The 22,054-nt window shown below is 73.2% G+C and carries 15 protein-coding genes; 5 read left to right on the top strand and 10 right to left on the bottom strand.

The annotated features are described in order from the left end of the window. Nucleotides 1–14: 14 nt before the first annotated feature. The 4 genes from AB0883_RS02965 to AB0883_RS02950 form a co-directional block, all read right to left on the bottom strand. Nucleotides 15–1,760 carry a CDP-glycerol glycerophosphotransferase family protein gene (locus AB0883_RS02965; protein WP_366638960.1) on the bottom strand — a complete coding sequence of 582 codons (1,746 nt, stop codon included), beginning with the start codon at nt 1,758–1,760 and terminating at the stop codon, nt 15–17. Nucleotides 1,761–1,934: 174 nt separating this feature from the next. Further along, on the bottom strand, nt 1,935–3,218 hold the full coding sequence (locus AB0883_RS02960; protein WP_366638958.1) for a nucleotide sugar dehydrogenase: 1,284 nt from the start codon (nt 3,216–3,218) through the stop codon (nt 1,935–1,937). A gap of 4 nt (nt 3,219–3,222) precedes the next feature. Further along, nucleotides 3,223–4,794 (bottom strand): glycosyltransferase, encoded by a 1,572-nt coding sequence (locus AB0883_RS02955; RefSeq protein ID WP_366638956.1) that lies wholly within the window; start codon nt 4,792–4,794, stop codon nt 3,223–3,225. Further along, nucleotides 4,791–6,359, bottom strand: a complete 1,569-nt coding sequence (locus AB0883_RS02950; protein ID WP_366640254.1) for a glycosyltransferase family 4 protein — start codon at nt 6,357–6,359, stop codon at nt 4,791–4,793. Before AB0883_RS02950 ends, AB0883_RS02955 begins: the two co-directional genes overlap by 4 nt. Before the next feature lie 287 nt (nt 6,360–6,646). On the opposite strand from AB0883_RS02950, the gene AB0883_RS02945 reads away from it, so the two are divergent. Continuing rightward, nucleotides 6,647–7,912: a hypothetical protein gene (locus tag AB0883_RS02945; protein WP_366638954.1), complete on the top strand. Its 1,266-nt coding sequence runs from the start codon at nt 6,647–6,649 to the stop codon at nt 7,910–7,912. Between the two features lie 23 nt (nt 7,913–7,935). On the opposite strand, the gene AB0883_RS02940 is transcribed toward AB0883_RS02945, so the two are convergent. Both AB0883_RS02940 and AB0883_RS02935 read right to left on the bottom strand, forming a co-directional pair. Next, nucleotides 7,936–9,747 carry a hypothetical protein gene (locus AB0883_RS02940; protein ID WP_366638953.1) on the bottom strand — a complete coding sequence of 604 codons (1,812 nt, stop codon included), beginning with the start codon at nt 9,745–9,747 and terminating at the stop codon, nt 7,936–7,938. 105 nt (nt 9,748–9,852) lie between these two features. Then, nucleotides 9,853–11,412 (bottom strand): glycosyltransferase family 4 protein, encoded by a 1,560-nt coding sequence (locus AB0883_RS02935; RefSeq protein WP_366640252.1) that lies wholly within the window; start codon nt 11,410–11,412, stop codon nt 9,853–9,855. 220 nt (nt 11,413–11,632) lie between these two features. Between AB0883_RS02935 and AB0883_RS02930 the strand changes: the two genes are divergently transcribed. Beyond that, nucleotides 11,633–12,817, top strand: a complete 1,185-nt coding sequence (locus AB0883_RS02930) for an acyltransferase (RefSeq protein WP_366638951.1) — start codon at nt 11,633–11,635, stop codon at nt 12,815–12,817. A gap of 146 nt (nt 12,818–12,963) precedes the next feature. On the opposite strand, the gene AB0883_RS02925 is transcribed toward AB0883_RS02930, so the two are convergent. The 4 genes from AB0883_RS02925 to AB0883_RS02910 form a co-directional block, all read right to left on the bottom strand. Beyond that, nucleotides 12,964–15,528 carry a glycosyltransferase gene (locus AB0883_RS02925; protein ID WP_366638949.1) on the bottom strand — a complete coding sequence of 855 codons (2,565 nt, stop codon included), beginning with the start codon at nt 15,526–15,528 and terminating at the stop codon, nt 12,964–12,966. 83 nt (nt 15,529–15,611) lie between these two features. After that, nucleotides 15,612–16,649 (bottom strand): Gfo/Idh/MocA family oxidoreductase, encoded by a 1,038-nt coding sequence (locus AB0883_RS02920; RefSeq protein WP_366638948.1) that lies wholly within the window; start codon nt 16,647–16,649, stop codon nt 15,612–15,614. Continuing rightward, entirely contained in the window at nt 16,646–17,755 is a 1,110-nt protein-coding gene (locus tag AB0883_RS02915; protein WP_366638946.1) for a DegT/DnrJ/EryC1/StrS family aminotransferase, read from the bottom strand. The genes AB0883_RS02920 and AB0883_RS02915 overlap by 4 nt, the downstream gene beginning before the upstream one ends. Nucleotides 17,756–17,849: 94 nt before the next feature. Next, nucleotides 17,850–18,530, bottom strand: coding sequence for a TetR/AcrR family transcriptional regulator (locus AB0883_RS02910; protein WP_366638944.1), 681 nt, complete (start codon nt 18,528–18,530; stop codon nt 17,850–17,852). 150 nt (nt 18,531–18,680) lie between these two features. Here AB0883_RS02910 and AB0883_RS02905 point away from each other — a divergent pair, with 150 nt between their 5' ends. The 3 genes from AB0883_RS02905 to AB0883_RS02895 all read left to right on the top strand — a co-directional run bounded on the left by AB0883_RS02905 (nt 18,681) and on the right by AB0883_RS02895 (nt 22,032). Beyond that, nucleotides 18,681–19,577 carry an ABC transporter permease gene (locus AB0883_RS02905; protein ID WP_366638942.1) on the top strand — a complete coding sequence of 299 codons (897 nt, stop codon included), beginning with the start codon at nt 18,681–18,683 and terminating at the stop codon, nt 19,575–19,577. Continuing rightward, the gene (locus AB0883_RS02900) at nt 19,570–20,385 is read left to right on the top strand and encodes an ABC transporter ATP-binding protein (RefSeq protein ID WP_366638941.1); all 816 of its coding nucleotides are present in this window, start codon (nt 19,570–19,572) and stop codon (nt 20,383–20,385) included. The genes AB0883_RS02905 and AB0883_RS02900 overlap by 8 nt, the downstream gene beginning before the upstream one ends. A gap of 144 nt (nt 20,386–20,529) precedes the next feature. Continuing rightward, nucleotides 20,530–22,032 carry a bifunctional cytidylyltransferase/SDR family oxidoreductase gene (locus tag AB0883_RS02895; protein WP_366638939.1) on the top strand — a complete coding sequence of 501 codons (1,503 nt, stop codon included), beginning with the start codon at nt 20,530–20,532 and terminating at the stop codon, nt 22,030–22,032. The last annotated feature ends 22 nt before the right edge of the window (nt 22,033–22,054 follow it).

Below are 22,054 nucleotides of genomic sequence, written 5' to 3'. Positions count from 1 at the left end.
CCCGCGTCGACGCGTCAGCCGCAGAGCCGGTCGACCTCCGCCCGGAAGCGGTCCATCGCGTTCGGCTCGTCCGGGCCCAGCAGGTACGTCTTCAGCTCCCGACGCGCCTCGGTCATCGGGTCGTCACCGGCCCGGGTCACCGCGACGATCTTCGGCAGCTCGCCGCAGTCCGCACCGAGCAGGTACGCGGCCCGCGCGGTGGGATACCGGCGGCGGAACTCGTCCTCGGGCAGCCCGCCCGGGTTCGCCACGACGTACGGCCGCTGGCTCTGCATGAAGTCCGAGACCACGCTGGAGATGTCGCTGACCAGCAGATCGGTCTGGTTGAAGCAGTCGAACAGCCCCGGCGCCCGGCCGGTGACCACGAGGTGCGCGTCGCCGGCCAGCGAGGTCGCGTCGCTCTGCCCGCCGGCGGCCCGGATCCGACGGATGATCCGGTCGTTGGCCGACCGCGCCTTGGCCGACCGACTGCCGGTCAGCGGGTGCGGCTTGTAGATCACCCGCACGCCGGGGGTGGCCAGCAGGCCGGCGACGATCCGCTCGCCCATCAGCACCACGGAGGTGTGGTAGACCTCCTCCTCCAGCCAACCCTCCCAGGTCGGGGCGTACAGCACGGTGAACGGCCGGCCGGTGACCGCCGAGCCGAAGGTGTGCACGCCGGCCAGCTGCGGCCGGCCGATCTCGACGATGTCGCGGTCGAGCACGCCGACGCCGCTGAGGGCGTAGCGCTCCCGCCCCGCCGGACCGGCCACCCAGACCTCGTCGTACACCTTGCTGTAGGGGTTGACGCTGGCCTGCTTGTCGCTGTCGCCGTGGCCGACGAAGACGTGCTTCACGCCCGGCTCGCGCAGCAGGTGGATGTTGGCGCCCACGTTCGCCACGTAGAGGGCGGCCCGGAGGCTGCCCAGTTCGAGGTTCATGAAGTCGGTGCCGGCCGGTACGCAGATCACCGGCAGGCGGGTGTCGGCGAGCGCCCGGAACGCCTCCTCCTGGCGCATCAGCACCACCGCCCGCCGGCCCGTCGCCTCGACCGGGGCGAGCCACATGTTGGCCTGGTAGACGTCCTTGACCGGGCCGGCGAAGTAGAGGGCCAGATCCGGCTGCTCGCGGGCGAGCCAGCTCTGCACCGTCGGCAGCGCCGAGGTGGCCCGGCCGCGCCCGCGCAGCCAGGACAGCGCGAGCACGGCGGCGACCAGCGCCCCCGCCACCAGGGTGGCCGCCGCGGTGAGCACCACCGGCGTCACGTCGTCGGCCAGCACCGCGACCACGGCCGCCGGCACCAGCAGCAGGTTGAGCAGGGGCAGCCGGTCGCCCTCGACGGCGACGGCCCAGGCCGGCGGCCGGGCAGCCCCGGAGGACCGCCCGAGCTCGATGTTGCGGACGAAGGCGACGGCGGCGGCGCCACGCTCGCCGAGGCGCGCCAGCACCCCGGTGCCGAGGGCGAGCGCCAGCAGCGCCGCGGGCAGCAGCAGCACCAGGACCAGCGCCGTCGGGCCGGGGCGGACCGTCGTCACGATCAGCAGGACGACCGCCAGGTCCCGGGCCAGGTGCCGGTAGAGCTGCCCGATGCCGGCCTTCTCCAGCAGTTCCCCGCCGGTCGGCCGGCGCAGCAGGGTGAGTTCACCGGCGGCCACGACCAGGCCGGCGACCGCGAAGGGGATCATCCAGCCGAGGGCCCCGGCCAGCACCATGACGGCGTACGACAGCAGTAGCGCGCCGATGAGGCCGGCGTCCGGCTGCTTGCGCAGTTTGCTGAACAAAGACACTCTCCCCTGTCGATCACCGGCGAATCCGGGCAGGTGCGACCTTAACGTGGCATGTCCTTCGAGTATTGCGGGGGTGTCGCGTGGCCCACCGGCGGGCCACGGCGGCGCCCCCTCGACGCGACAGGGCCCCGGCCGTTGTCGACCGGGGCCCCGTGACGCGACGGCGGATCAGCCGCCGATGACCACCCGCCGCACGCCGGCCCAGCGGGCCGGGTCGGTGACCCGGCGGCCGTCCACCAGGACGGTCACGCCGGGCAGGTCGGCCGGGCTGAGGGTGCGGTACTCCGCGTGGTCCGCCTGCACCACGGCCGCGCCGAGCGGCTCACCGTCGTACGGCGGCAGGCCGTGCGCGGTGAGTTCCTCGGCGGTGTACATCGGGTCCGAGACGTACGGCCGGGCGCCCCGCCGCCGCAGCGCGTCCACGGTCGGGAAGACACCGGAGAAGGCGGTCTCCTTCACCCCACCCCGGTAGGCGGCGCCCAGCACCAGCACCCCGACGTCGGTCAGGTCGCCGTAGGCGGCGGCGAGCAGGTCCACCGCGTACTCCGGCATGGCCGCGTTGGCCTCGCGGGCCGAGCGGACGACGGTGGCCGCCGGGTCGTTCCACAGGTACATCCGGGGGTAGATCGGGATGCAGTGCCCGCCGACCGCGATGCCCGGCTGGTGGATGTGGCTGTACGGCTGGGTGTTGCACGCCGCGATGACCTTGGTGACGTCCACGCCGACGGTGTCGGCGAACCGGGCGAACTGGTTGGCCAGGCCGATGTTGACGTCCCGGTAGGTGGTCTCGGCCAGCTTCGCCAGCTCGGACGCCTCGGCGGAGCCGAGGTCCCACACGCCGTTGGGGTGCTCCAGGTCGGGCCGCTCGTCGAAGTCCAGCACCGCCTCGTAGAAGCGCACGCCGTGCGCCGCCGACGCCTCGTCGATGCCGCCGACCAGCTTCGGGTAGCGGCGCAGGTCGGCGAAGACCCGACCGGTGAGCACCCGCTCGGGGCTGAAGACCAGGTGGAAGTCCTTGCCCGCGCTCAGCCCGGAGCCCTCCTCCAGCATCGGCGCCCAGCGGTTGCGGGTGGTGCCGACCGGCAGCGTGGTCTCGTAGCTGACCAGGGTGCCCGGCTTGAGGCCGGCGGCGATGGCGCGGGTCGCGTCGTCCATCCAGCCGAAGTCCGGCACGCCCTCGGCGTCCACGAAGAGCGGCACGACCACCACGACCGCCTCGGACGCGGCGACCGCGGCGGCGGTGTCGGTGGTGGCGGTCAGCAGCCCGGCGGCCACCGTCTCCTTGAGCTTGACGTCCAGGTCGGTCTCACCCGGGAAGGGCACGGCCCCGTCGTTGACCAGCCCGACGACCCGCTCGGAGACGTCGGCACCGATCACCCGGTGGCCCTTCGTGGCGAACTGCACGGCGAGCGGCAGGCCGATCTTCCCCAGCGCGACGACGCAGATGTTCATGGAACTACTTTCCTCCTAGTGGAAGCCTGCGCCGCAGGCGGGCCACCACCCGGCGCAGCGTCACCGGCGAGACGGCGATCACCAGGTGGCCCTTGTGGTTCGTGGTCGTGGTGAACACGTACAGCTGTCCGCCGTGTCGGTGGAGCACCCGCTGCCGGACCGGCGGACGTGGCCCGCGCAGCGGGGTGGAACCGCTCTCCCCGGCCACCACGGCGGTGACCCGGACGGTGCGGGTCCGCCCACCCGGCGGCAGCCCGGCGAGCAGGTCCGCGGCCCGGAACGTGACCCGGACGGTCGTCCCCAGCGGGTCCTCCGTCAGGCCGGTGATGCTACCGGTGGCCGAGCCCACCTTGAAGGTGAGCCCGCCGTCGGCGAGCTCGGCGAGCTCCGGCCAGGGGCTGCGCGCGGCGACCGTCAACGTCCTCTCCCCGCCCCGGTCGGGGGACCATGTCGCGGAGACCGTCTCCAGCCGGGCGAGCCACTTGGCGTCGGACCGGCTGACCTCGAACCACTCCTCGGACAGGGCGGAACGGGGGTCGCCGAAGCCAGGGTACAGGGCGTACCAGCGGTCGTCCTGCACCACCGTGGGCGGGAGACCCTCCTCGACGTCCTGCCTGATCACCGCCCGCACGTCGGCGAGCGACCCGAGCCAGGCGGCGCCGATCCGCACCCGGGCGGTGACGCCCAGCCGGTCGCGGATGGAGTCCGTGAGGTGCTTGCGGGCCAGGTTCGCCACGCCCGCGCGGACCTGCTCCTGGACGTCGGGCTCCAGCGTGAGGAAGTCGTCCTGGAGCAGCTTGGCGATCTCCCAGGTGAAGTGGCGGTACAGGATGGCGTCGCGCCGCTCGCCGGGCTCGATCAGCTCCGCCACCACATCGACGATGCGCTCGACGCCGCGCAGCCGGGTCAGGTGGTTGCTGCGGTAGGTGATGTTGCCGGCATTGAGCCGCTTGACCGCGTAGTAGTAGTCGTAGTCGGCGAGCACCGAGATGCGCCCGGCCCGCAGGCAGGCCTCCAGGGTGAAGGGCTGGTCGCTGCCGACCGGCATGTCCTCCGGGTAACGCAGCCCGTGCTTCTCGATCAGGTCACGCCGGAACAGCTTGGTGTTCGACAGGGCGAACGGCAGCGCGGAGGCGAAGAGGTCCACCTCGGGCCGGGTGCTCTCGAAGATCGCCTGGTGGACGTAGCGGTCGTTGACCCCGACCATCCGGCCGAGCAGCACGTCGGAGCCCCACTCGTCGGCCGCGGCCACCATCCGGGCCAACGCCTCCGGCCCGAGGTGGTCGTCGGCGCCGATGAACAGGACGTAGCGGCCGGTGGCGTGCTCCAGCGCCCGGTTGCTGGGGGCGGCGGGGCCGCCCGAGTTGGCCTGGTGCAGCACCTTCACGGTGCCCGGGTACGCCGCCGCGAAGCGGTCCAGCTCGGCGCCGCTGCCGTCGGTGGAGCCGTCGTCGACCGCGACGACCTCCAGCCGGTCCAGCCCGATGGTCTGCTCCACCAGGGAGGTCAGGCATCGGGTCAGGTCCGGCATCGTGTTGTAGACGGCCGTCACCACCGTGACGTCGGGCGAGGTCACGCGCCGACCCGCAGGGCTGGCGGCTCGGCGCCCGGGGTGGTGTCGTCACCGCCGGCACCGCGACCGGCGGGCAGCAGCCGGGAGTAGACGCCGTCGAGCACCCGCGCCTGCGCCTCCCACGTCCACGACTCCAACAACCCCGGACGCTCGTACGCCTCCCGATAACGCCCCGGATCCGCCAACACACCCCGCACCACCCGCACGAAGTCCCCCACATCCTCCGCCCGGAACACCTCACCCTGCCCCGTCGACCGCACCGTCTCCGCCATCGTCCGCACATCACTGACCACCAACGGCAACCGCGCATGCGAATACTCGAAGAACTTCGTGATCAACGCGATCTCATGATTCGGCCAATGATGAATCGGAATGACCCCCACCGAAGCCCCCGACAGGAACGGCACCACCTGATGATGCGGCACGTACGACAACACGTGCACCCGCTCGGCCACCCCCAACTCACCCGCCCGCACCACCAACCCCTTCACGTACGCGGAGTCGGGCTTGTTGACCACGAAGGCAGCGTGCGCCCCGGGCAGCTGCGGCAGCGCCTCGACCATGACGTCGAGGCCCCGCCGCGCGGCGGCCACGCCGCTGTAGACCAGCAGCGGCACGTCCGGCCCGATCCCGCAGAGCTGGCGGATGTCCGGCGCGGGCTCGTCACCGGGGCCGGGCAGCTCGGCCAGCGAGGGGGCGTTGAGCACGACCTCCGGCCGTTCGGCCAGGCCGTGCTCCTGCTGCAACAGGTCGGCCAGCCCGCCGGAGACGGTCGTCGCCGCGTCGGCGTACGGCACGAACTCCCGCTCGTGCGCCATGTTGCCCGGCAGCCAGCGGACGTTGTCCCGCCACGCCTGCACGCCGGGGAGGTACTCGTGGGCGTCCCAGACGACCGCGATCCGGCGGCCCTTGGCGGCGGCGCGCAGCTTGGCCCGGGCGGCCACGCCGAGCATCCGGAAGTCGTTGGCGTGGATCAGGTCCGGCCGCAGTTCGTCGACCGTCGGGCCGTAGGCCAGCTCGTAGTCCCACAGCCCCGGCTCCAGCCGCCGCCAGGCGCCGTCGCCCTGCACGGTCTGCCAGAACTTCGTGTACGCCCGGTCCAGCGGGCCGTCGAGCTTCTTGCGGCCCTGCCGGGACCGGGTGAGCTGCCAGTGGCGCAACGAGACCCAGCGGCGGGCCACCCCGGCGGCCAGCTCCTCGACGCGCAGCGCCTGCCACCGCAGCGGTGACGGGCGGGCGCCACCGTCGCGCGCGGCCACCGTCAGCGCCGCCCGCCGGAAGGTCAGATCCGCCCGCCAGGCCTTCATCGCCTGGCTGCGGTGCGCGGCGATCCCGGTGGGCGGGTACGCCAGCGGCCAGCGCAGCCAGCCACGGCGGAACTCGTGCCGGCGCTTGGCCAGCGGCTCGGGCATCGGCAGCAGGCGCACCTCGGCGTCGCCGAGTCGCCAACTCTGGGAACGCCCGGCGGCTGTGCGACCGAGCAGGACGACCTCCCAGCCGGCGTCGGCGGCCGAACGGGCGGCCTTCTGTACCCGGGAGTCACCGTTGACCCCGTTGTCGACCAGCATGACAACACGCCCCCGGGCGCCGGCGCCGCCGTTCAGCCCCATCGTCTGCTTCTCCGCCTCTGCCCGGTGCGGTCCGGTCGGGTCACCCGGCCCGGATCCCGAGCGATTGTACGAGACCGCCGGCCGGCGCCCCCGCACGCTGGATTGTGGGAAAGCGCGGGTCGGCATCGCCTCCGCGCGCCCCGGAGCGTACCCTCCCCGCTGTCCGTCCCGGCGCCGACCGCGTCGTTGCGCGCCCCGCGCGAGGAAACTGTCAGCCGGATACCTTCCGCCAGAAGTAGGGCGAGATGTCGAGTAACCAAACCCTCCGTGGCGCACCGGTGGACGCGCCGGACGCCCGCCGGGCCCGCGTCCGGCTGCTGCTCGGCCTGCTCGCCGCCGCCGCGCTCGGCAGCCTGCTGTGGTTGGGCCGCTGGGAGACCGCGCCGCAGCACGCCTACCCGGACACCTACTGGTACGCCCGGCAGGCGGTCACGATGACCGGCACGCCCCCCGCCGAGGCGGACCGGTTCGCCGCCCGGCTGGTCTGCCGCCAGGGCATGCCGAGTCCGCGCCCGGGCGTCTCCTGCGTCACCGCCACCCGGCAGTGGGCCGCCAGCATGCCCCCGCGCTACCAGCGGATCTTCACCACTCGCCCCGGCTACTCGCTGACCGCCGCACCGTTCGTACTGGTCTTCGGGGAGCGGGGGATGGTGCTGGCCACCGCCGCGCTCGCCGTACTGGCCGGCGTGCTGGCGGCCCTGGCGGTGCGGCTGCTCGGCGGCGGCCTGGTCAGCTCGCTCGCGGCGACCGCGCTGCTCTTCCTGCTGCCCACCGGTTTCTGGCTGAGCCGGTTGCTGGCCGAGGCCGGCGCGACGGCGTTCGCGCTGGCCGCGCTCTGTGCCGCCGTGCCCCTGCTGCGGCCGGGCGGCTCGACCCGCGGCCGGCTGCTGCTCGGCGGCGCGGTGCTGGCCGGGCTGCTCGCCTCGACCGTCACCCGGCCGGCCACCGGCCTGCTGCTGTCGGGCGCGCTGACGGCGGTGCTCGGCGCGCTGACCCTGGCCCGCCGCCGCCGGGCCGGCTGGGAGCCGGGGCTGGTCGTGCTCACCGCCTCCTGCGGCGTGGCCACGGCGGTCTGGCTCGGCCTCAGCGCCGCGCTGGACATCCCCGGCGCGGCGGAGACACTTCAGGACAAGTTCACCGTGCACTTCACCCGGCCGGACGTGCCCGACCCATGGCCCCGCCTGGTGGAGCTGAACCGGGACTTCTGGCCCGCCCAGCTCAACGCCTGGTGGAACGGCGGCGCGCCGCTGGCCGCCTCGCCGTTCCTGGCCCTGCTGCTGATCGGCTTCGCCGCCCTGTTCCGGGCGCTGCCCGGCCGGGCCGCGCTGCTCTTCGCCACGACCGGAGCGACCGGGCTGCTCACGCTGGTGGCCCACCCGAAGGAGTCCGAGGCGGACCGGCTGGTCCTGGTCATCTGGCTGCCGGTGGTGGTCGGCCTCGCCATGCTGTTGGGCAGACCCGCCCGGCCCGCCCCGGACACCGCCGGCGAAGATCGGCGGCCCCCGGCGTAGGAACCGCCCGGGCGGTCAGCGGGTCAGCGGGTCAGCGGGCGGACGTCCCAGAGCCAGACGTCGTCGACGCGGCGGCCCGGGCCGAAGCAGGCGTCCAGCGCCGAACGGAGCGCCTCGGCCCGGGGATGCCGGGGCAGCACCACGGCGTCCGCCCGCCAGTGCCGGACGTCCCGCTCCGCCTGCGCGCGTTCCTCGGGGGTGATGGTGACCGGTGCCGGGCGTTCTCCGTCGGCCACCTCGGTCAGCAGGACCGCGGTGGGCCGGGGGTCCACCCCCCACCGGCCGGTGTCGTCGGAGGGCGAGGTCGGTCCGAGGAAGTAGCCCTGCGGCACGGCGAAGCCGACGCCCGCGGCGGCACCCCAGCGCACCGAGGTCATGTTCTCCACCGGCACCGGCACGAGCGTCCGCCCGGGCGCCACGTGGTCCCGCCACCCGCCTGCGGTGACGAAGTCGGGCACCGCCGGGCGTCCCACGGCCGGCAGCGGGGTCGGCAGCAGCGGCACCAGGGCGACGACCAGCGCCACCGCGACCAGCGGCCGGACCGGCACGACGCCCACCCGGGCCGGGACCCGGCCGGAGAGCAACCGGTCCACCACGATCGCGACGAGCACCCCGAGGGCGGCCGTGGTGATCAGCGCGAAGCGGGCCACCACCATCGCGTCGACCACCGGCAGGCCGTTCAACAGGCGGAACGGGCCGGGGACCCCGGGCCCGCGGACCGCCCAGTTGATCGTGTTGCCCAGCGAGAAGAGCGCGGCCAGCAGCGCCGTGAACCCCAGCACCCGGACCAGGTGCTCCCGGCGCAGCCAGGCCACCGCGGCGACAGCCCCCAGCACCAGCGGCCAGCCGTAGAAGCTGGCCTCCTCGGTCACGTTGGCGGCCAGCCGGCGGTCACCCTGCGGGCCGCCGCCGAGCGACTCGGTCGCGTAACTGAAGTAGGAGGCGAGCCGCAGCGCGTACTTGTCGGGGTCGGTGGGGTGTCCGCTGCGGTGCTGCGGGCCGAGGAACTGCATCCAGAGCGGGTACGCCGTCACCAGCAGGGTCAGCGCGCCGGCGACACCCAGCACGGCCAGCGCCCGGGGAGCCGCGGCCAGGGCCGCCCGGGGCCGGAACAGCACGTGCCCCAGCAGCGCCATCACGCAGGCCAGGGCGAGGATGAAGAGGATCTCGACGCTGACGAAGAACTGCGCGGAGATCAGCCCGCCGAGGATGAGCCCGTCGCGCAGCGGGCGCCCGCCGCGGGTCAGCCGGGCCACCCGCCACACGATGAGCGGGACCAGCCACTGCGCGGTGATGTGCGGGTGACCGTTGCTGTGCGAGACCAGGGCCGGCGCGAAGGCGCAGCAGGCGGCACCGACCAGCGCCGCCGCGCGGTTGCCGACCACGTGCCGGGAGAGCACCCAGTACCAGGCGAATCCGGTGCCGGCCAGGTTGAGGGTCATCAGCACCAGGTAGGACAGCGAGGCGCCGCCGAGCAGGGTGACCGGCGCGAGCAGGACGCCGGGCAGCTGGATGCCCACGTTGGTCATCAGGTTCACGCCGTCCGGCGCGTTCTGCAACGTCGTGAAGAAGGGGTTCTCCAGGTTGGCCACCGCGTGCGCCGCGTGGGCCAGCATCCACTCGTTGAAGTCCTGGTCCGCCGGCTGCGCGCCGAGCACCCGGCCGCGCACGTCGCGCCAGCCCCGGCCGGTCACCCAGAGCGCGCCGGCGAGGAGGACGAGCACGGCGACGAGGTCCGGCCGGCGTCGGCGGGGCTCCCGGGGCGGATCAGCCGGCGCGCGCTCCTCGGCGGCGTCGGTGGACAGGTCGGTCGCCGGGGGTTGCGCTGCGGTCACGGTGCCCGATCCTACTCATGGCGACGTGTTCCACAGTGCCCCCGGCTGCGGCCCGCGTCGCCGCCCGCCGCGCGGCCCGCCGCCGCCGGCGGCACGGTCGTGCGGTCAGGCCCCCACCTGTGGGGACGACTCAGGGGCGGGGCCGCGCGTCGGGGCGGCCGGGTGGTCGGGCAGCAGCCGGGAGTAGACGCCGTCGAGCACCCGCGCCTGCGCCTCCCACGTCCACGACTCCAACAACCCCGGACGCTCGTACGCCTCCCGATAACGCCCCGGATCCGCCAACACACCCCGCACCACCCGCACGAAGTCCCCCACATCCTCCGCCCGGAACACCTCACCCTGCCCCGTCGACCGCACCGTCTCCGCCATCGTCCGCACATCACTGACCACCAACGGCAACCGCGCATGCGAATACTCGAAGAACTTCGTGATCAACGCGATCTCATGATTCGGCCAATGATGAATCGGAATGACCCCCACCGAAGCCCCCGACAGGAACGGCACCACCTGATGATGCGGCACGTACGACAACACGTGCACCCGCTCGGCCACCCCCAACTCACCCGCCCGCACCACCAACCCCTTCACGTACGGGGCGGCCGGGCGGGGCACCACCAGCGCCACGTGCGCGCCGGGCAGTTCGGTGAGCGCCTCGACCATGATGCCGAGGCCCCGCTGTTCCGCGGCGGCACCGCTGTAGACCAGCAGCGGCACGTCCGGCCCGATCCCGCAGAGCTGGCGGATGTCGGGCACCCCGTCGCCGCCGCCCGCCGCGTCCGCGCTGCTCGGGGTGTTCAGCACGACGGTGGGCTGCTCGGGCAGGTGGTGCCGCTCGCGCAGCAGGTCGGCCAGCCCGTCGGAGACGGTGAGCACCGCGTCGGCGTACGGGGCGTACTCCCGCTCGTGCGCCGTGTTGGCCGGCAGCCACCGCGGGCTGTCGTTCCAGCGCCGGATGCCGGGCAGGAACTCGTGGGCGTCCCAGACCAGCGCGACGCGCCGGCCCTTGGCGGCGGCCCGCAGCTTGGCCCGCGCGCCGACCCCGAGCATCCGGAAGTCGTTGGCGTGGATCAGGTCCGGCCGCAGCTTGTCGACCACCGGCCCATAGGCCAGCTCGAAGTCCCACAGCGCCGGGTCGAGCCGCCGCCAGGCGCGGTCGCCGGCCACCGTCTGCCAGAACCGGGTGTAGAGCTTGTCGACGGGGGTGGCCAGGTCCTTGCGTACCTCCTGGGCACGGCTGAGCTGGCGGCGACGCAGCGACACCCAGCGGCGCGACACCTTCGTCGCCAGCAGCTCGCCCCGCAGCAGCTGCCGGCTCAGCGTCAGCCCGGCGGAGGAACGCCCCTCCCGGCGGGCCTGGCTGAGCGCGCCGAGCCGCGCCTCCAGGTCGGCGCGGCGGGCGCGCACCTCCTGCTCGCGCCGGGCGGCGATCCCGGTGGGCGGGTAGGCGAGCGGACCGCGCACCCAGTGGCGGCGGAACTCGTGCGGCGGCCGGGCGAGCGAGGTGTTCATCGGCAGCAGCCGGACCTCGGCGCCGCCGAGCTGCCAGGTCTGCACCTTGCCGGTGGCCGAGCGGCCCAGCAGGACCACGTCCCAGCCGGCCTCGGCGGCGGAGGCGGCGGTCTTCTGCACCCGGGAGTCGCCCTCGACGCCGTTGTCCACGAGCATGACCACCCGGCCCCGGGTGGCGGGGGCGGCCGGTCCGGCGGCGCCGTCGGTCATGGGTGCCTCCTCCGTCTGTGCGGCCCCGTCGGGCCCCGGCGAGTGTACGGCAGCGGCAGCCGCCCGGACGCCACGCTCCCGGTGCGCCGGGGCGGTCGACGGCCGTCGCCCCGCCAGCCGCGGCAGGGTCGGCGGACCTCACCGGTCGGGGCACTAGCATGGCCCGGTGACCGCCTCCCACCCTGTCAACGTCGCGCCGGCCGTCGGGGCCGGCCCCGCCCCGTCGCCGGCGCCGCACCGGCCGGACGCAGCCACCACCGGCACCACGGACCCGGGCCCGCAGCGCCCCGCCGGCGGACCACCACCGCGCGAGTACGGGCTGGACGCGCTGCGGGTCGTGGCGATCTGCGGCGTGGTGGCGATCCACGTCTTCGGCGTCATCGTCGGCCAGGACGACCTGCGCGGCAACCTCGGCTGGTGGGTCGCCACCGCGATCGACATCGGGGCGATCTGGACCGTGCCCGCGTTCATCATGATCAGCGGGGCGTTCGTGCTCGACCCGCGGGCGCACCGGGCCGGCCCGGCCGCGTTCTACCGCAAGCGGTTCGCCCGGATCCTCCCCGCGATGATCGTCTGGCACGTGGTGTACGTGGTCGTGGTGCGGATGGCGATGCGGGGCGAGGAGATGAGCCTCACCCTGCTCACCCGGTTGCTGATCGACGGCAAGGTCTTCACCGCGCTGTACTTCCTCTGGCTGATCGCTGGGCTCTACGTGCTCGCGCCGGTCCTCGCGCCGTTCCTGCACGCCGGAGGGCGGCACCGCGCGCTGGTCACCGCCGCGGTGGCGCTGGGCTGGACCATGGTCGCGTACATGATCCCGGGCATCGCCCTGATGCTGGGCGACTCCCGGCCGAACATCCTGACCAGCTGGAACCGGTGGTGGCCGTACGTCGGCTTCTTCATCGCCGGCTGGGCGCTGCGCCGGGTGGTGCTCAACCGGCTCTGGACGGCGCTCGCCCTGCTCGGCGCCGGCCTGCTGCTGGCCGAGGCGATCTGGCAGTTCGGGGTGGCGCCCCAGTACCGCCTGCTCCAGGTCACCTTCCCGGTGATGGCGACCGGCACGCTGGTCGCCGCCGCCACCCTGCTGATCTTCATGGCCTCGGTGAGCATCGGCTCCCGGGTCACCTGGCGCCCCGCGGTGGGCCGCCTGGTGACCCGCCTCTCCGACGCCTCGTTCGGGGTGTTCCTGATCCACCTGCTGGTCTTCGAGGTCTTCCGGCAGCTGATCCCCGCGGTGGAGGCCGGGCGGTCGCTGGAGGTCATCGGGTTGACCTACCCGGCCGTGCTGGTGATCTCCTTCGCCGTCTCCATGGTGGCGGCCCGGATCCCGTACGTGCGGGCGGTCTTCTGACCGGCACCCGCCGGCACCGACGGCGGCCCGGACGATTCCGATCGTCCGGGCGGCCGTCGTTCGTGGGTCGGGGCCGCTACGCCGACGGCCGCCCGCTCCCCGCGTGGGCGGGGGACGGGCGGCCGTCGCGTCGCAGCGGCGTGGCCTCAGCCCAGGAACGAGGTGAGCTGGCGGGCCGTCCAGGTGCCGTCGTGGTAGGTGCGGGCGTACTCGGCGGAGGCGAGGCCGATCTTGGCGGTCGCCTCCCGGTCGTCGAGCAGGGACTCGACGACCGTGGTGAGGTCGGTCGGGGTGGCGTTGACGATCGGCAGGTCGCCGCCGACGGTCTTGGTGACCTGCTCGCTCAGGTAGGCCACCACCGGCTTGCCGGCGGCCATCGCCTCGACCGCGAAGGTGCCGAAGCTGCCCGTGGTGAACTGGTCGAGCACCAGGTCGCAGTCGCGGACCAGCTCACGCATCTCCGCCCAGGCGACCCCCTCGGCCAGCCGCAGCTCGATGACGCCCCGGTCGTGCAGGGCCTGCATCGCCGGCAGGATCCGGTCGGTGCCCTTGGTCCACCGCTTGGAGGGCGCGTGCAGCACCAGCGGGCGGGACCGCTGCATCACCGGCCGGTCGCAGGCCCACGCGTCGACGTCCACCACCAGCGGGGCCCACGTCGCCCAGGGCAGGTCCTCGAGCAGGTCCGGCGTGGTCACGAAGGCCGGCAGCCCGGACTCCTCGGCCACCCGCCGGTTGCGCTCGGCCTTCTTGCGCAGCTTCGCCGCGATGCCGTCGGGGGCGTCCCGGAACAGGGAGAACTCGTGGCGCTGCTGGTGCCGGTCCGGGTGCCGGATCTCGCTGCCGTGCGCCAGCAGCGCGACCTTGATCCCGGCCTTGCGCAGCGCCGGCAGGTCACCCTCGATGTTGTCGCCGTTGAGCTGCCCGAACAGCGGCATGAACGCGTCCACCAGCACGTGGGTGTACTGGCTGAGCACCCGGTTGAGCTGCTCCAGCTGGAAGTCCAGCTCCGGCTGACGCAACGAGTCGAGGTAGACGTCCGCCGGGTAGTCGAACGAGCCGGGCAGCTTGTTCATCACCACCTGCACCGACACGTCGGCGTTGTCCCGGCAGATGGCCCTGGCGAAGGCGGCGGCCTGACCGGCGTAGTTGGCCGGGCCGAGGCCGAGGCGGATCGGCGTGTCACCGAGTTCGCGCCAGCCGCCCAGGGGCCGCGGCTCGGCGGTGCCCGCCGACGGCGCGGTGACCGGGCGCTCCTGCACGGTCCAGGGCACCTCGCGCGGGCCGGCCGGCGCGACGCCGGAGAGGTCCCGGTAGAGCTGGAGCAGCTTGCTGCTCTGCCGCTCCCAGGACAGCTCGTCGAGGATCGGTTCGGTGATGTGGGCGGCCAGCTCGGCCCGGCGGGCGGTGGCCCGCCGCGTCGCCGCCACGAAGCCCGCCACGTCGCCGGAGGTGAAGGTCTCCCCGATGTCGTGCCCCTCGACGAACGCCCGGACCACCTGCACGTCGCTCGTGACCAGGGGAAGGCCGGCGTGCAGGTACTCGGAGACCTTCGTCGGCAGGGACAGCTCGCAGTTCGGGGTCCGCTGGAACGGGATCAGGCCGAGGTCGGCGGAGCTGAGGTAGTCGGCGACCTCGTACGGCGCGACGTAGGAGACGACGTGCACCCGGTCCCGCGTGCCGTTCGCCTCGGCCCGGGCGAGCAGGTCCTCCAGCAGCGGTGTCATCCGGCCGCTGACCAGGGCCAGGTGGTGCTCCGGCAGCTGCGGCAGCGCCGCGATGACGGTGTCCAGCCCGCGTTCCTTGCCGATCCAGCCCGCGTACACCATCAGGGGCACGCCCTCGGCGACGCCGGCGCGCTCCCGTACGGAGGCGGTCACGGCGCCGCTGCGGATGCCCTCGCGCACCGGCGAGTTCCCCACCACCATCGGGGTCTTCGGCAGCCCGTACTCGGTCTGCAGCTTCTCCGCGATCTGCTCGGAGACGGTGACCACCGCGTCGGCCCGGCCGATGAACTCCCGCTCGGCGGCCCGCACGCCACTGGCCTGCTGCGGCTTGGGCCAGGCGACGCCCTGCACGTACTCGTGGGCGTCGTAGAGCCAGACGCAGCCGCGCCCGCGCGCCCGCAACCGCGCGGCGCTCATCGCCGCCGTCGGGATGGTGTTGATGTCGTTGGCGTGGATGACGTCCGGCTCCAGCTCCTCCAGCACCGGCCCGAACGCCAGGTCGATGTCGACGAGCGTCGGCCAGTCGGTCCGCCAGTCGCCGGTCGGCGGCAGCGGCTGGGTGCTGTGGAACTGTTCCCAGCCCCACGCCCGCAGCCGGAACTGGTGGACCGCCTCGTGCGCGCGCAGCCAGGCGCGGGGCGGAGGGTTGCGCTTCGCCGTCTGCGACCGGAGCCAGGCCTGGTGCGAGGCGCGGTAGCGGGCCAGGGCGGACTTGTCGGGGATGCCGAACTGCGTCAGGGTGCGGCGGATCCGGTGCTCGCGGGCGGGCCGGCGCGACAGGGTCTGCGGCACCGGAACCCGGATGACCTGGATCGGTCCCATGGCGGACCGCTCCGGCTCGCCCTTCTTGCGGCTGCTCCGGCCCACCAGGACCACGTCCCAGCCGTCCCGGGCGGCGGCGATGGCGGTCTTCTGTACGCGGGAGTCGCCGGTGATGCCGTTGGCGACCAGTACGACGAGCCGCGGCGCTCGGCGGGGCGTTGACATGCGCTGTCCTTACGTGGGAGGAGGGCTGGCGGTGCGGGGTGCCGGACCGCGGCCCGCCGGACGCGGACCGCGGTCGCCCATGGTCAGCGGGTGGGAACGGTGTCCCCCGCCGGGGACGCGGTGCCCGTACCCACGGTGATCGTGCTGCCGTCGGTCGCGGAGCGCAGGACCGCGCCGGCCACCTCGACCGTACGCAGGCCCTGGCGCAGGGTGACGATGTCGCTCTCCTTGCCCTCGACCGCGTCCCGGAAGCGCTCGTGCTCGACCAGCAGCGGCTCCCGCTTCGGGATCGCGTAGCGCACCATGTCGCCCTCGGCGACGCCCCGGAACGCGCGCAGCGCCTCCCACTCGGTGTCGATGGCGCCGTTGGCGTAGAAGGTGAGGTCGGCGGTGAGGGTGTCGGCGACGAAGCAGCCCCGGTCACCGGTGATCACCGTGGACCGCTCCTTGAGCGGGCTGAGCCAGTTGACGAGGTGGTTGACCATGGTGCCGTCGGCGAGCTGCCCCACCACGGCGACCATGTCCTCGTGCAGCCGGCCGCTGCGGGAGACCGTCCGCGCCGACACCGAGGTGTATTCCTGGCCGGTCACCCAACTGGTCAGGTCGATGTCGTGGGTGGCCAGGTCCATCACCACGCCGACGTCGGCGATGCGGTGCGGGAACGGGCCCTGCCGGCGGGTGACGACCTGGTAGACCTCGCCCAGCTCGCCCGCCTCCAGCCGGGTGCGCAGGTTCTGCAGGGCCGGGTTGTAGCGCTCGATGTGCCCCACCCCGGCCACCAGGCCGGCGGCCTCGAAGGCCTCCACGAGCCGTACCGCCGCGTCCACGCTCTGCGCGAGGGGCTTCTCGATCAGGGCGCTGACGCCGTTGGCGGCCAGCTCCAGGCCGACCTGCTCGTGCAGCGCCGTCGGGCAGGCCACCACCGCGTAGTCGACCCCGAGGGCGAGCAGGTCGCCGAGCTCGGGCACGACCGGCGCGCGCAGCGTGCCGGTCGTGTCGCCGGCCGGGTCGACGATGCCGACCAGCTCGACGCCGTCCAGGCCAGCGAGGACGCGGGCGTGGTTGCGGCCCATCGCGCCGAGGCCGATCAGGCCGGCGCGCAGCTTGCGGCCGGCGCTCACCGGGCACCCCCGGCCAGGTTCGCGCCCTCGGCGATGCGCTCCAGCTCGGCCTCGGTCAGCGAGGGGTGCACCGGCAGGGAGACGACCTCGGCGGCGGCGCGCTCGGTCTCCGGCAGGTCCCACGGGCCGGGCTTGCCGTCCTCGGTCAGGTAGGGCTTGAGCCGGTGGATCGGGGTCGGGTAGTAGACGGCGTTGCCGATGCCCAGCTCGGTCAGGCGCTGCTGGGCGGCGTCCCGGTCACCCTGCACCCGCACCGTGTACTGGTGGTAGACGTGCCTGGCGGCGTCGGCGACCGGCGGGGTGACCATGCCGGTGATCTTCGAGTCGAGGAACTTGGCGTTGGCCCGGCGCTGCTCGGTCCACTCGCCGAGCTGGCCCAGCTGGACCCGGCCGATGGCCGCGGCGACGTCGGTCATCCGCATGTTCGCGCCGACGATCTCGTTGGCGTACCGCTGCTCCATGCCCTGGTTGCGCAGCAGCCGCAGGGTGCGGGCCAGCTCGGCGTCGCCGGTGGTGACCATGCCGCCCTCCAGGGCGTGCATGTTCTTCGTGGGGTAGAAGCTGAAGCAGCCGGCGGTGCCGAAGGCGCCCACCGGGGTGCCGTGCAGCGCGGCGCCGTGCGCCTGGGCGGCGTCCTCGACGACGGCCAGGCCGTGCCGCTCGGCGATCGCCATGATCCGGTCCATCGCGGCGGGGTGGCCGTAGAGGTGGACCGGCATGATCGCCACGGTGCGCGGGGTGACCGCGGCGGCGACCGCCTCCGGGTCGAGGCAGAAGCTGCCCGGCTCGATGTCCACGAAGACCGGCTCGGCGCCGACCAGCCGGACGGCGTTCGCGCTGGCCGCGAAGGAGAACGACGGCACGATGACCTCGTCACCCGGGCCGAAGCCCAGCGCCATGAGGGTGAGCTGCAGGGCGGAGGTGCCCGAGTTCACCGCGACGCAGTGCCGCCCGGCGACCAGCTCGCCGAACTCCTCCTCGAAGGCCGCGACCTCGGGACCCTGCACCACCCGGCCGCTGCGGAGCACCCGGACAGCCGCTTCGATCTCGGCGTCGCCGATGATCGGCCGTGCTGGGGGAATGAACTCTGGGTGCGGCCCAGCCATGGGGCATCCTCCTGTGTCAGATGGTGCTCGGGTGGGGGTTCGGGGTGCGATACTAGCCCGTTGCGAATCAGGACGAGACCGACGAGGTCAACGTTCACGCACCGGCCCGGTGGGGTTCAGAAGCGGTCAGGGACCGGGTGTCCCACACCGCTGGCTCGTCGAGGGACGGACCGGTACATGCTACCCGCAGGGCCGCGACGATCGCGGCGGCCATGCGCGTGATCTCCGGCGTGTCAAGAGGCGTCCGGGAAATGGCCAGCCGCCAGTAGACCGGCCCGACGATCAGATCGGCCGCGCCGCGCCGGTCGGCTCCCGCCGGCAGCTCGCCCCGCTCGACCGCCCGGCCGATGACGAGCTCGCCGACCCGGTCCTGGTAGCCGGCCAGCGCCCGCTGGAGGGTCTCGGCGATCTGCGGGTTGCGCGCCGCCTCCGCGAGCAGATCCGGGATGATCTGCGAGGCCAGCGGGTGGCGTAGCGCACCGGCGGCCACGAGCAGCAGCAGCTCCACGTCCCCGTGCAGGCTCCCGGCGTCCACCATCGGCAGCTTGCGCCCGGCGACCGCGGAGACCATGTCCAGCACCAGCTCGAGCTTGGAGCGCCACCGGCGGTAGATCGCCGTCTTGCTGACCCCGGCCCGCCGGGCCACCGCCTCTATCGACAACCGTCCGTAGCCGACCTCCGCCAGCTCCTGCGTGACCGCGCGGCGGATGGCCGTGGTGATGTCGTCACGGAGCACCGCCGCACCGGCCGGCACCCGCCTCTTATCGGTCTTCACGTGCAACAATGTAGCGCAGCGACGGTACGGTTGCGTCCCGACGTGTTTTCCACTACGGTTCGCCCGGCGACGAGGCGGCGCTCCGCACTGGCCACGCTCTCCGTCGTCGCGCGCAACCCGTTGGCACGAAAGAGATCGGAGCGCCTAACCATGGCCAACACCACGGTGGCGGACCCGGATTCCGGGCTCACCGGGGCCCAGCTCGCCAAGCGGTACGGTCTCCGGTTCGCCGGCGAACGGCCGTCCCTGGGCGAATACGCCGGGCAGCTCTGGCGCTACCGGCACTTCATCGCCGCGTACGCCAACGCCAAGCTGGTGGCGTCGTTCAGCAACGCCCGGCTGGGACAGCTGTGGCAGGTGCTCACCCCGCTGACCAACGCGGCGGTCTACTACCTGATCTTCGGCATGGTGCTGGAGCAGGACAGGACCCCGAACTTCATCGCCTACCTCTGCACCGGCCTGTTCATCTTCAACTTCACCCAGGTTGCGGTGCAGAACGGCACGCAGTCGATCACCAGCAACCTGGGCCTGATCCGGGCCCTGCACTTCCCCCGGGCCTGCCTGCCGCTGGCCGTGACGATCACCCAGTTCCAGCAGCTGCTCGGCTCGATGGTGGTGCTCGTCCTCATCGTGTTGGTGACCGGCGAGCCGATCACCCTGGCCTGGCTGATGCTGCCGCCGGCGATCCTGCTCCAGACGGTCTTCAACGCCGGGCTGACCATGGCGATGGCCCGGATGGGCTCGAAGCTGGCGGACCTCAAGCAGGTCATGCCCTTCGTCATGCGCGCCTGGATGTACGGCTCCGGAGTGCTCTACAGCGTGACGCTCTTCGAGGAGCAGCTGCCGTCCTGGGCCTCCGGGCTGGTCGAGCTCAACCCGGCGCTGGTCTACATCGAGCTGGCGCGGGTCTCGCTGCTGGAGAACACGCCGCTGCTCAGCTCCTCCCTGCTCCAGCTCTGGGTGACGGCGCTGGGCTGGGCGATCGTGATGGGCGTCGGGGGTTTCATCTACTTCTGGCGAGGCGAACAGGAGTACGGCCGTGGTTGAGCACTTCGAGTCGTCCAACGACGTGACGGTGACGCTGCCCAGGGTGCAGGAGCGCATCCCCACCGTGGTGGTCGACGACGCGCACGTCATCTACCGGATCCACAAGGGCGCCGGTGGGGGCGGCGGCCCGGTCGGCGCGCTCAAGCGGATCGTGAGCCGCACCTCGGCGCCGAACATCCAAGAGGTGCACGCGGTCAAGGGGGTCAGCTTCACCGCGTACCGGGGCGAGGCGATCGGGCTGATCGGCAGCAACGGCTCCGGCAAGTCGACCATGCTGCGCGCCATCGCCGGCCTGCTGCCGGTCAACCGCGGCGCGGTCTACACGCAGGGGCAGCCTTCGCTGCTCGGGGTCAACGCGGCCCTGCTCAACGACCTCTCCGGCGAGCGCAACGTCGTGCTGGGCTGCCTGGCCATGGGCATGTCGCCCGAGGAGGTGCAGCGGCGGACCCAGGAGATCATCGACTTCTCCGGCATCAACCAGCGGGGCGACTTCGCCTCCCTGCCGATGCGCACCTACTCCTCCGGCATGGGGGCCCGGCTGCGCTTCTCCATCGCCGCGGCCAAGAAGCACGACGTGCTGCTCATCGACGAGGCCCTCGCCACCGGCGACAAGATCTTCCGCAAGCGCAGCGAGCGGCGGGTGCGGGAGCTGCGGGAGGGCGCCGGCACGGTGTTCCTCGTCAGCCACCAGCTCTCCTCGATCCGGGACACCTGCGAGCGGACGATCTGGCTGGAATCGGGCGTCCTGCGCATGGACGGCCCGACCGACGAGGTCGTCCGGGAGTACGAGGCGTTCAGCGGCAAGTAGCGCCCCGGCGCACGTACGGCATCCGCCCGGTGCCGGCCGACCGCGTCGCCCCGTGGGGGCGGCGCGGTCCGCGCGTTAAGGTTCATCCGGTCGCCGCGCGGGCGGAAACTTCTGTTCACGCACCCTGAGAGTGAGGCTTCGGCAATGACGCAGGACCACACCGCTGGCCCGGACGCCGCACCGGAGAACCCGGCGCCGTGGCGGCCCTCGCGGACGGTGGCGGTGGTGCTGGCCGGCGGCACCGGGACCCGGCTGGGCCTCGGCATCCCGAAGCAGTTGCTGAAGATCGCCGGTAAGCCGATCATCGAGCACACCCTGGCGGTCTTCGAGGCGGCGCCCGAGATCGACGAGATCGTCGTGCTGATGGCCACCGGCCACGTCGCCGACGCCCAGCAGATCGTCGACAAGGCCGGCTTCCGCAAGGTCACCAAGGTGATCGAGGGCGGCGACACCCGCAACGCCACCACCCGGATCGCGCTCGACGCCGTCGGCGAGGGCGACTGCAACATCCTCTTCCACGACGCGGTGCGGCCCCTGGTCAGCGGCCGGATCGTCCGGGAGTGCGTGAACGCGCTCTGGACGTACTCGGCGGTCGACGTGGCCATCCCGTCGGCCGACACGATCATCAAGGTCGACGAGGACGACTGCATCACCGACATCCCGGTGCGCTCCTCGCTGCGCCGGGGCCAGACGCCGCAGGCGTTCCGCTCGGGCACCATCCGTGAGGCCTACCGGCTCGCCGAGGGCGACCCGCACTTCGCCGCCACCGACGACTGCGGGGTGGTGCTGCGCTACCTGCCCGGCACGCCGATCAAGGTCATCGACGGCTCCGACGAGAACATCAAGGTCACCCACCCGGTCGACGTGCACCTGGCGGACAAGCTGTTCCAGCTCGCCGCCGCGCAGGCGCCCCGGGTGACCGACGAGCGCAGCTACACCGAGGAGCTGACCGGCCGGACCATCGTCATCTTCGGCGGCAGCTACGGCATCGGCCACGACCTCGCCGAGCTGGCCCGCCGCTACGGCGCGCAGGTCTTCCCGTTCAGCCGCTCCAGCACCGGCACGCACGTCGAGCGCGCCGAGGACGTCGAGGCGGCGCTGAGGACCGCCTTCGAGGCCACCGGCCGGATCGACCACGTGGTGGTCACCGCCGGCATCCTGGAGAAGGGCGCTCTCGCCGAGATGGACCAGGAGACCATGGACCGGGTGCTCCAGGTCAACTTCGTGGGGCCGGTCATCGTGGCCCGCCAGTCGCTGCCCTACCTCCAGCAGACCAAGGGTCAGCTGCTGCTCTACACCTCCAGCTCCTACACCCGGGGCCGGGCCCGCTACGCGCTCTACTCCTCCACGAAGGCGGCCCTGGTCAATCTCACCCAGGCGCTCTCCGACGAGTGGGCGGAGTTCGGCGTACGGGTCAACTGCGTCAACCCCGAGCGGACCGCGACCCCGATGCGCACCAAGGCGTTCGGCGAGGAGCCGGAGCACACCCTGCTCGCCGCCGAGACCGTCGCCCGGTCGTCGCTGGACGTGCTGATCTCGGACCTGACCGGCCAGGTCATCGACGTGCGTCGCGCGCCGGGCGAGGTGCCGGCCCAGCCGGGACCGGCGCGGGTGGAGCGGGACGCCAGCCCGGTCGACGCCGGCTGACGCGGATTTCGGGCCACGGCGG

This window comes from Micromonospora sp. NPDC047812, assembly GCF_040704175.1.
GTDB lineage: Bacteria > Actinomycetota > Actinomycetes > Mycobacteriales > Micromonosporaceae > Micromonospora.
The sequence above is the reverse complement of the archived record's forward strand: the minus strand, read 5'-3'. Positions and strand labels throughout refer to the sequence as shown.

Coding starts and splice junctions, on each gene's coding strand:
- AB0883_RS02905 (WP_366638942.1), top strand. CDS start 18,681: ATGGCCAACACCACGGTGGCGGACCCGGATTCCGGGCTCACCGGGGCC.
- AB0883_RS02945 (WP_366638954.1), top strand. CDS start 6,647: ATGTCGAGTAACCAAACCCTCCGTGGCGCACCGGTGGACGCGCCGGAC.
- AB0883_RS02960 (WP_366638958.1), bottom strand. CDS start 3,218: ATGAACATCTGCGTCGTCGCGCTGGGGAAGATCGGCCTGCCGCTCGCC.
- AB0883_RS02935 (WP_366640252.1), bottom strand. CDS start 11,412: ATGCTCGTGGACAACGGCGTCGAGGGCGACTCCCGGGTGCAGAAGACC.
- AB0883_RS02895 (WP_366638939.1), top strand. CDS start 20,530: ATGACGCAGGACCACACCGCTGGCCCGGACGCCGCACCGGAGAACCCG.
- AB0883_RS02950 (WP_366640254.1), bottom strand. CDS start 6,359: ATGCTGGTCGACAACGGGGTCAACGGTGACTCCCGGGTACAGAAGGCC.
- AB0883_RS02925 (WP_366638949.1), bottom strand. CDS start 15,528: ATGTCAACGCCCCGCCGAGCGCCGCGGCTCGTCGTACTGGTCGCCAAC.
- AB0883_RS02915 (WP_366638946.1), bottom strand. CDS start 17,755: ATGGCTGGGCCGCACCCAGAGTTCATTCCCCCAGCACGGCCGATCATC.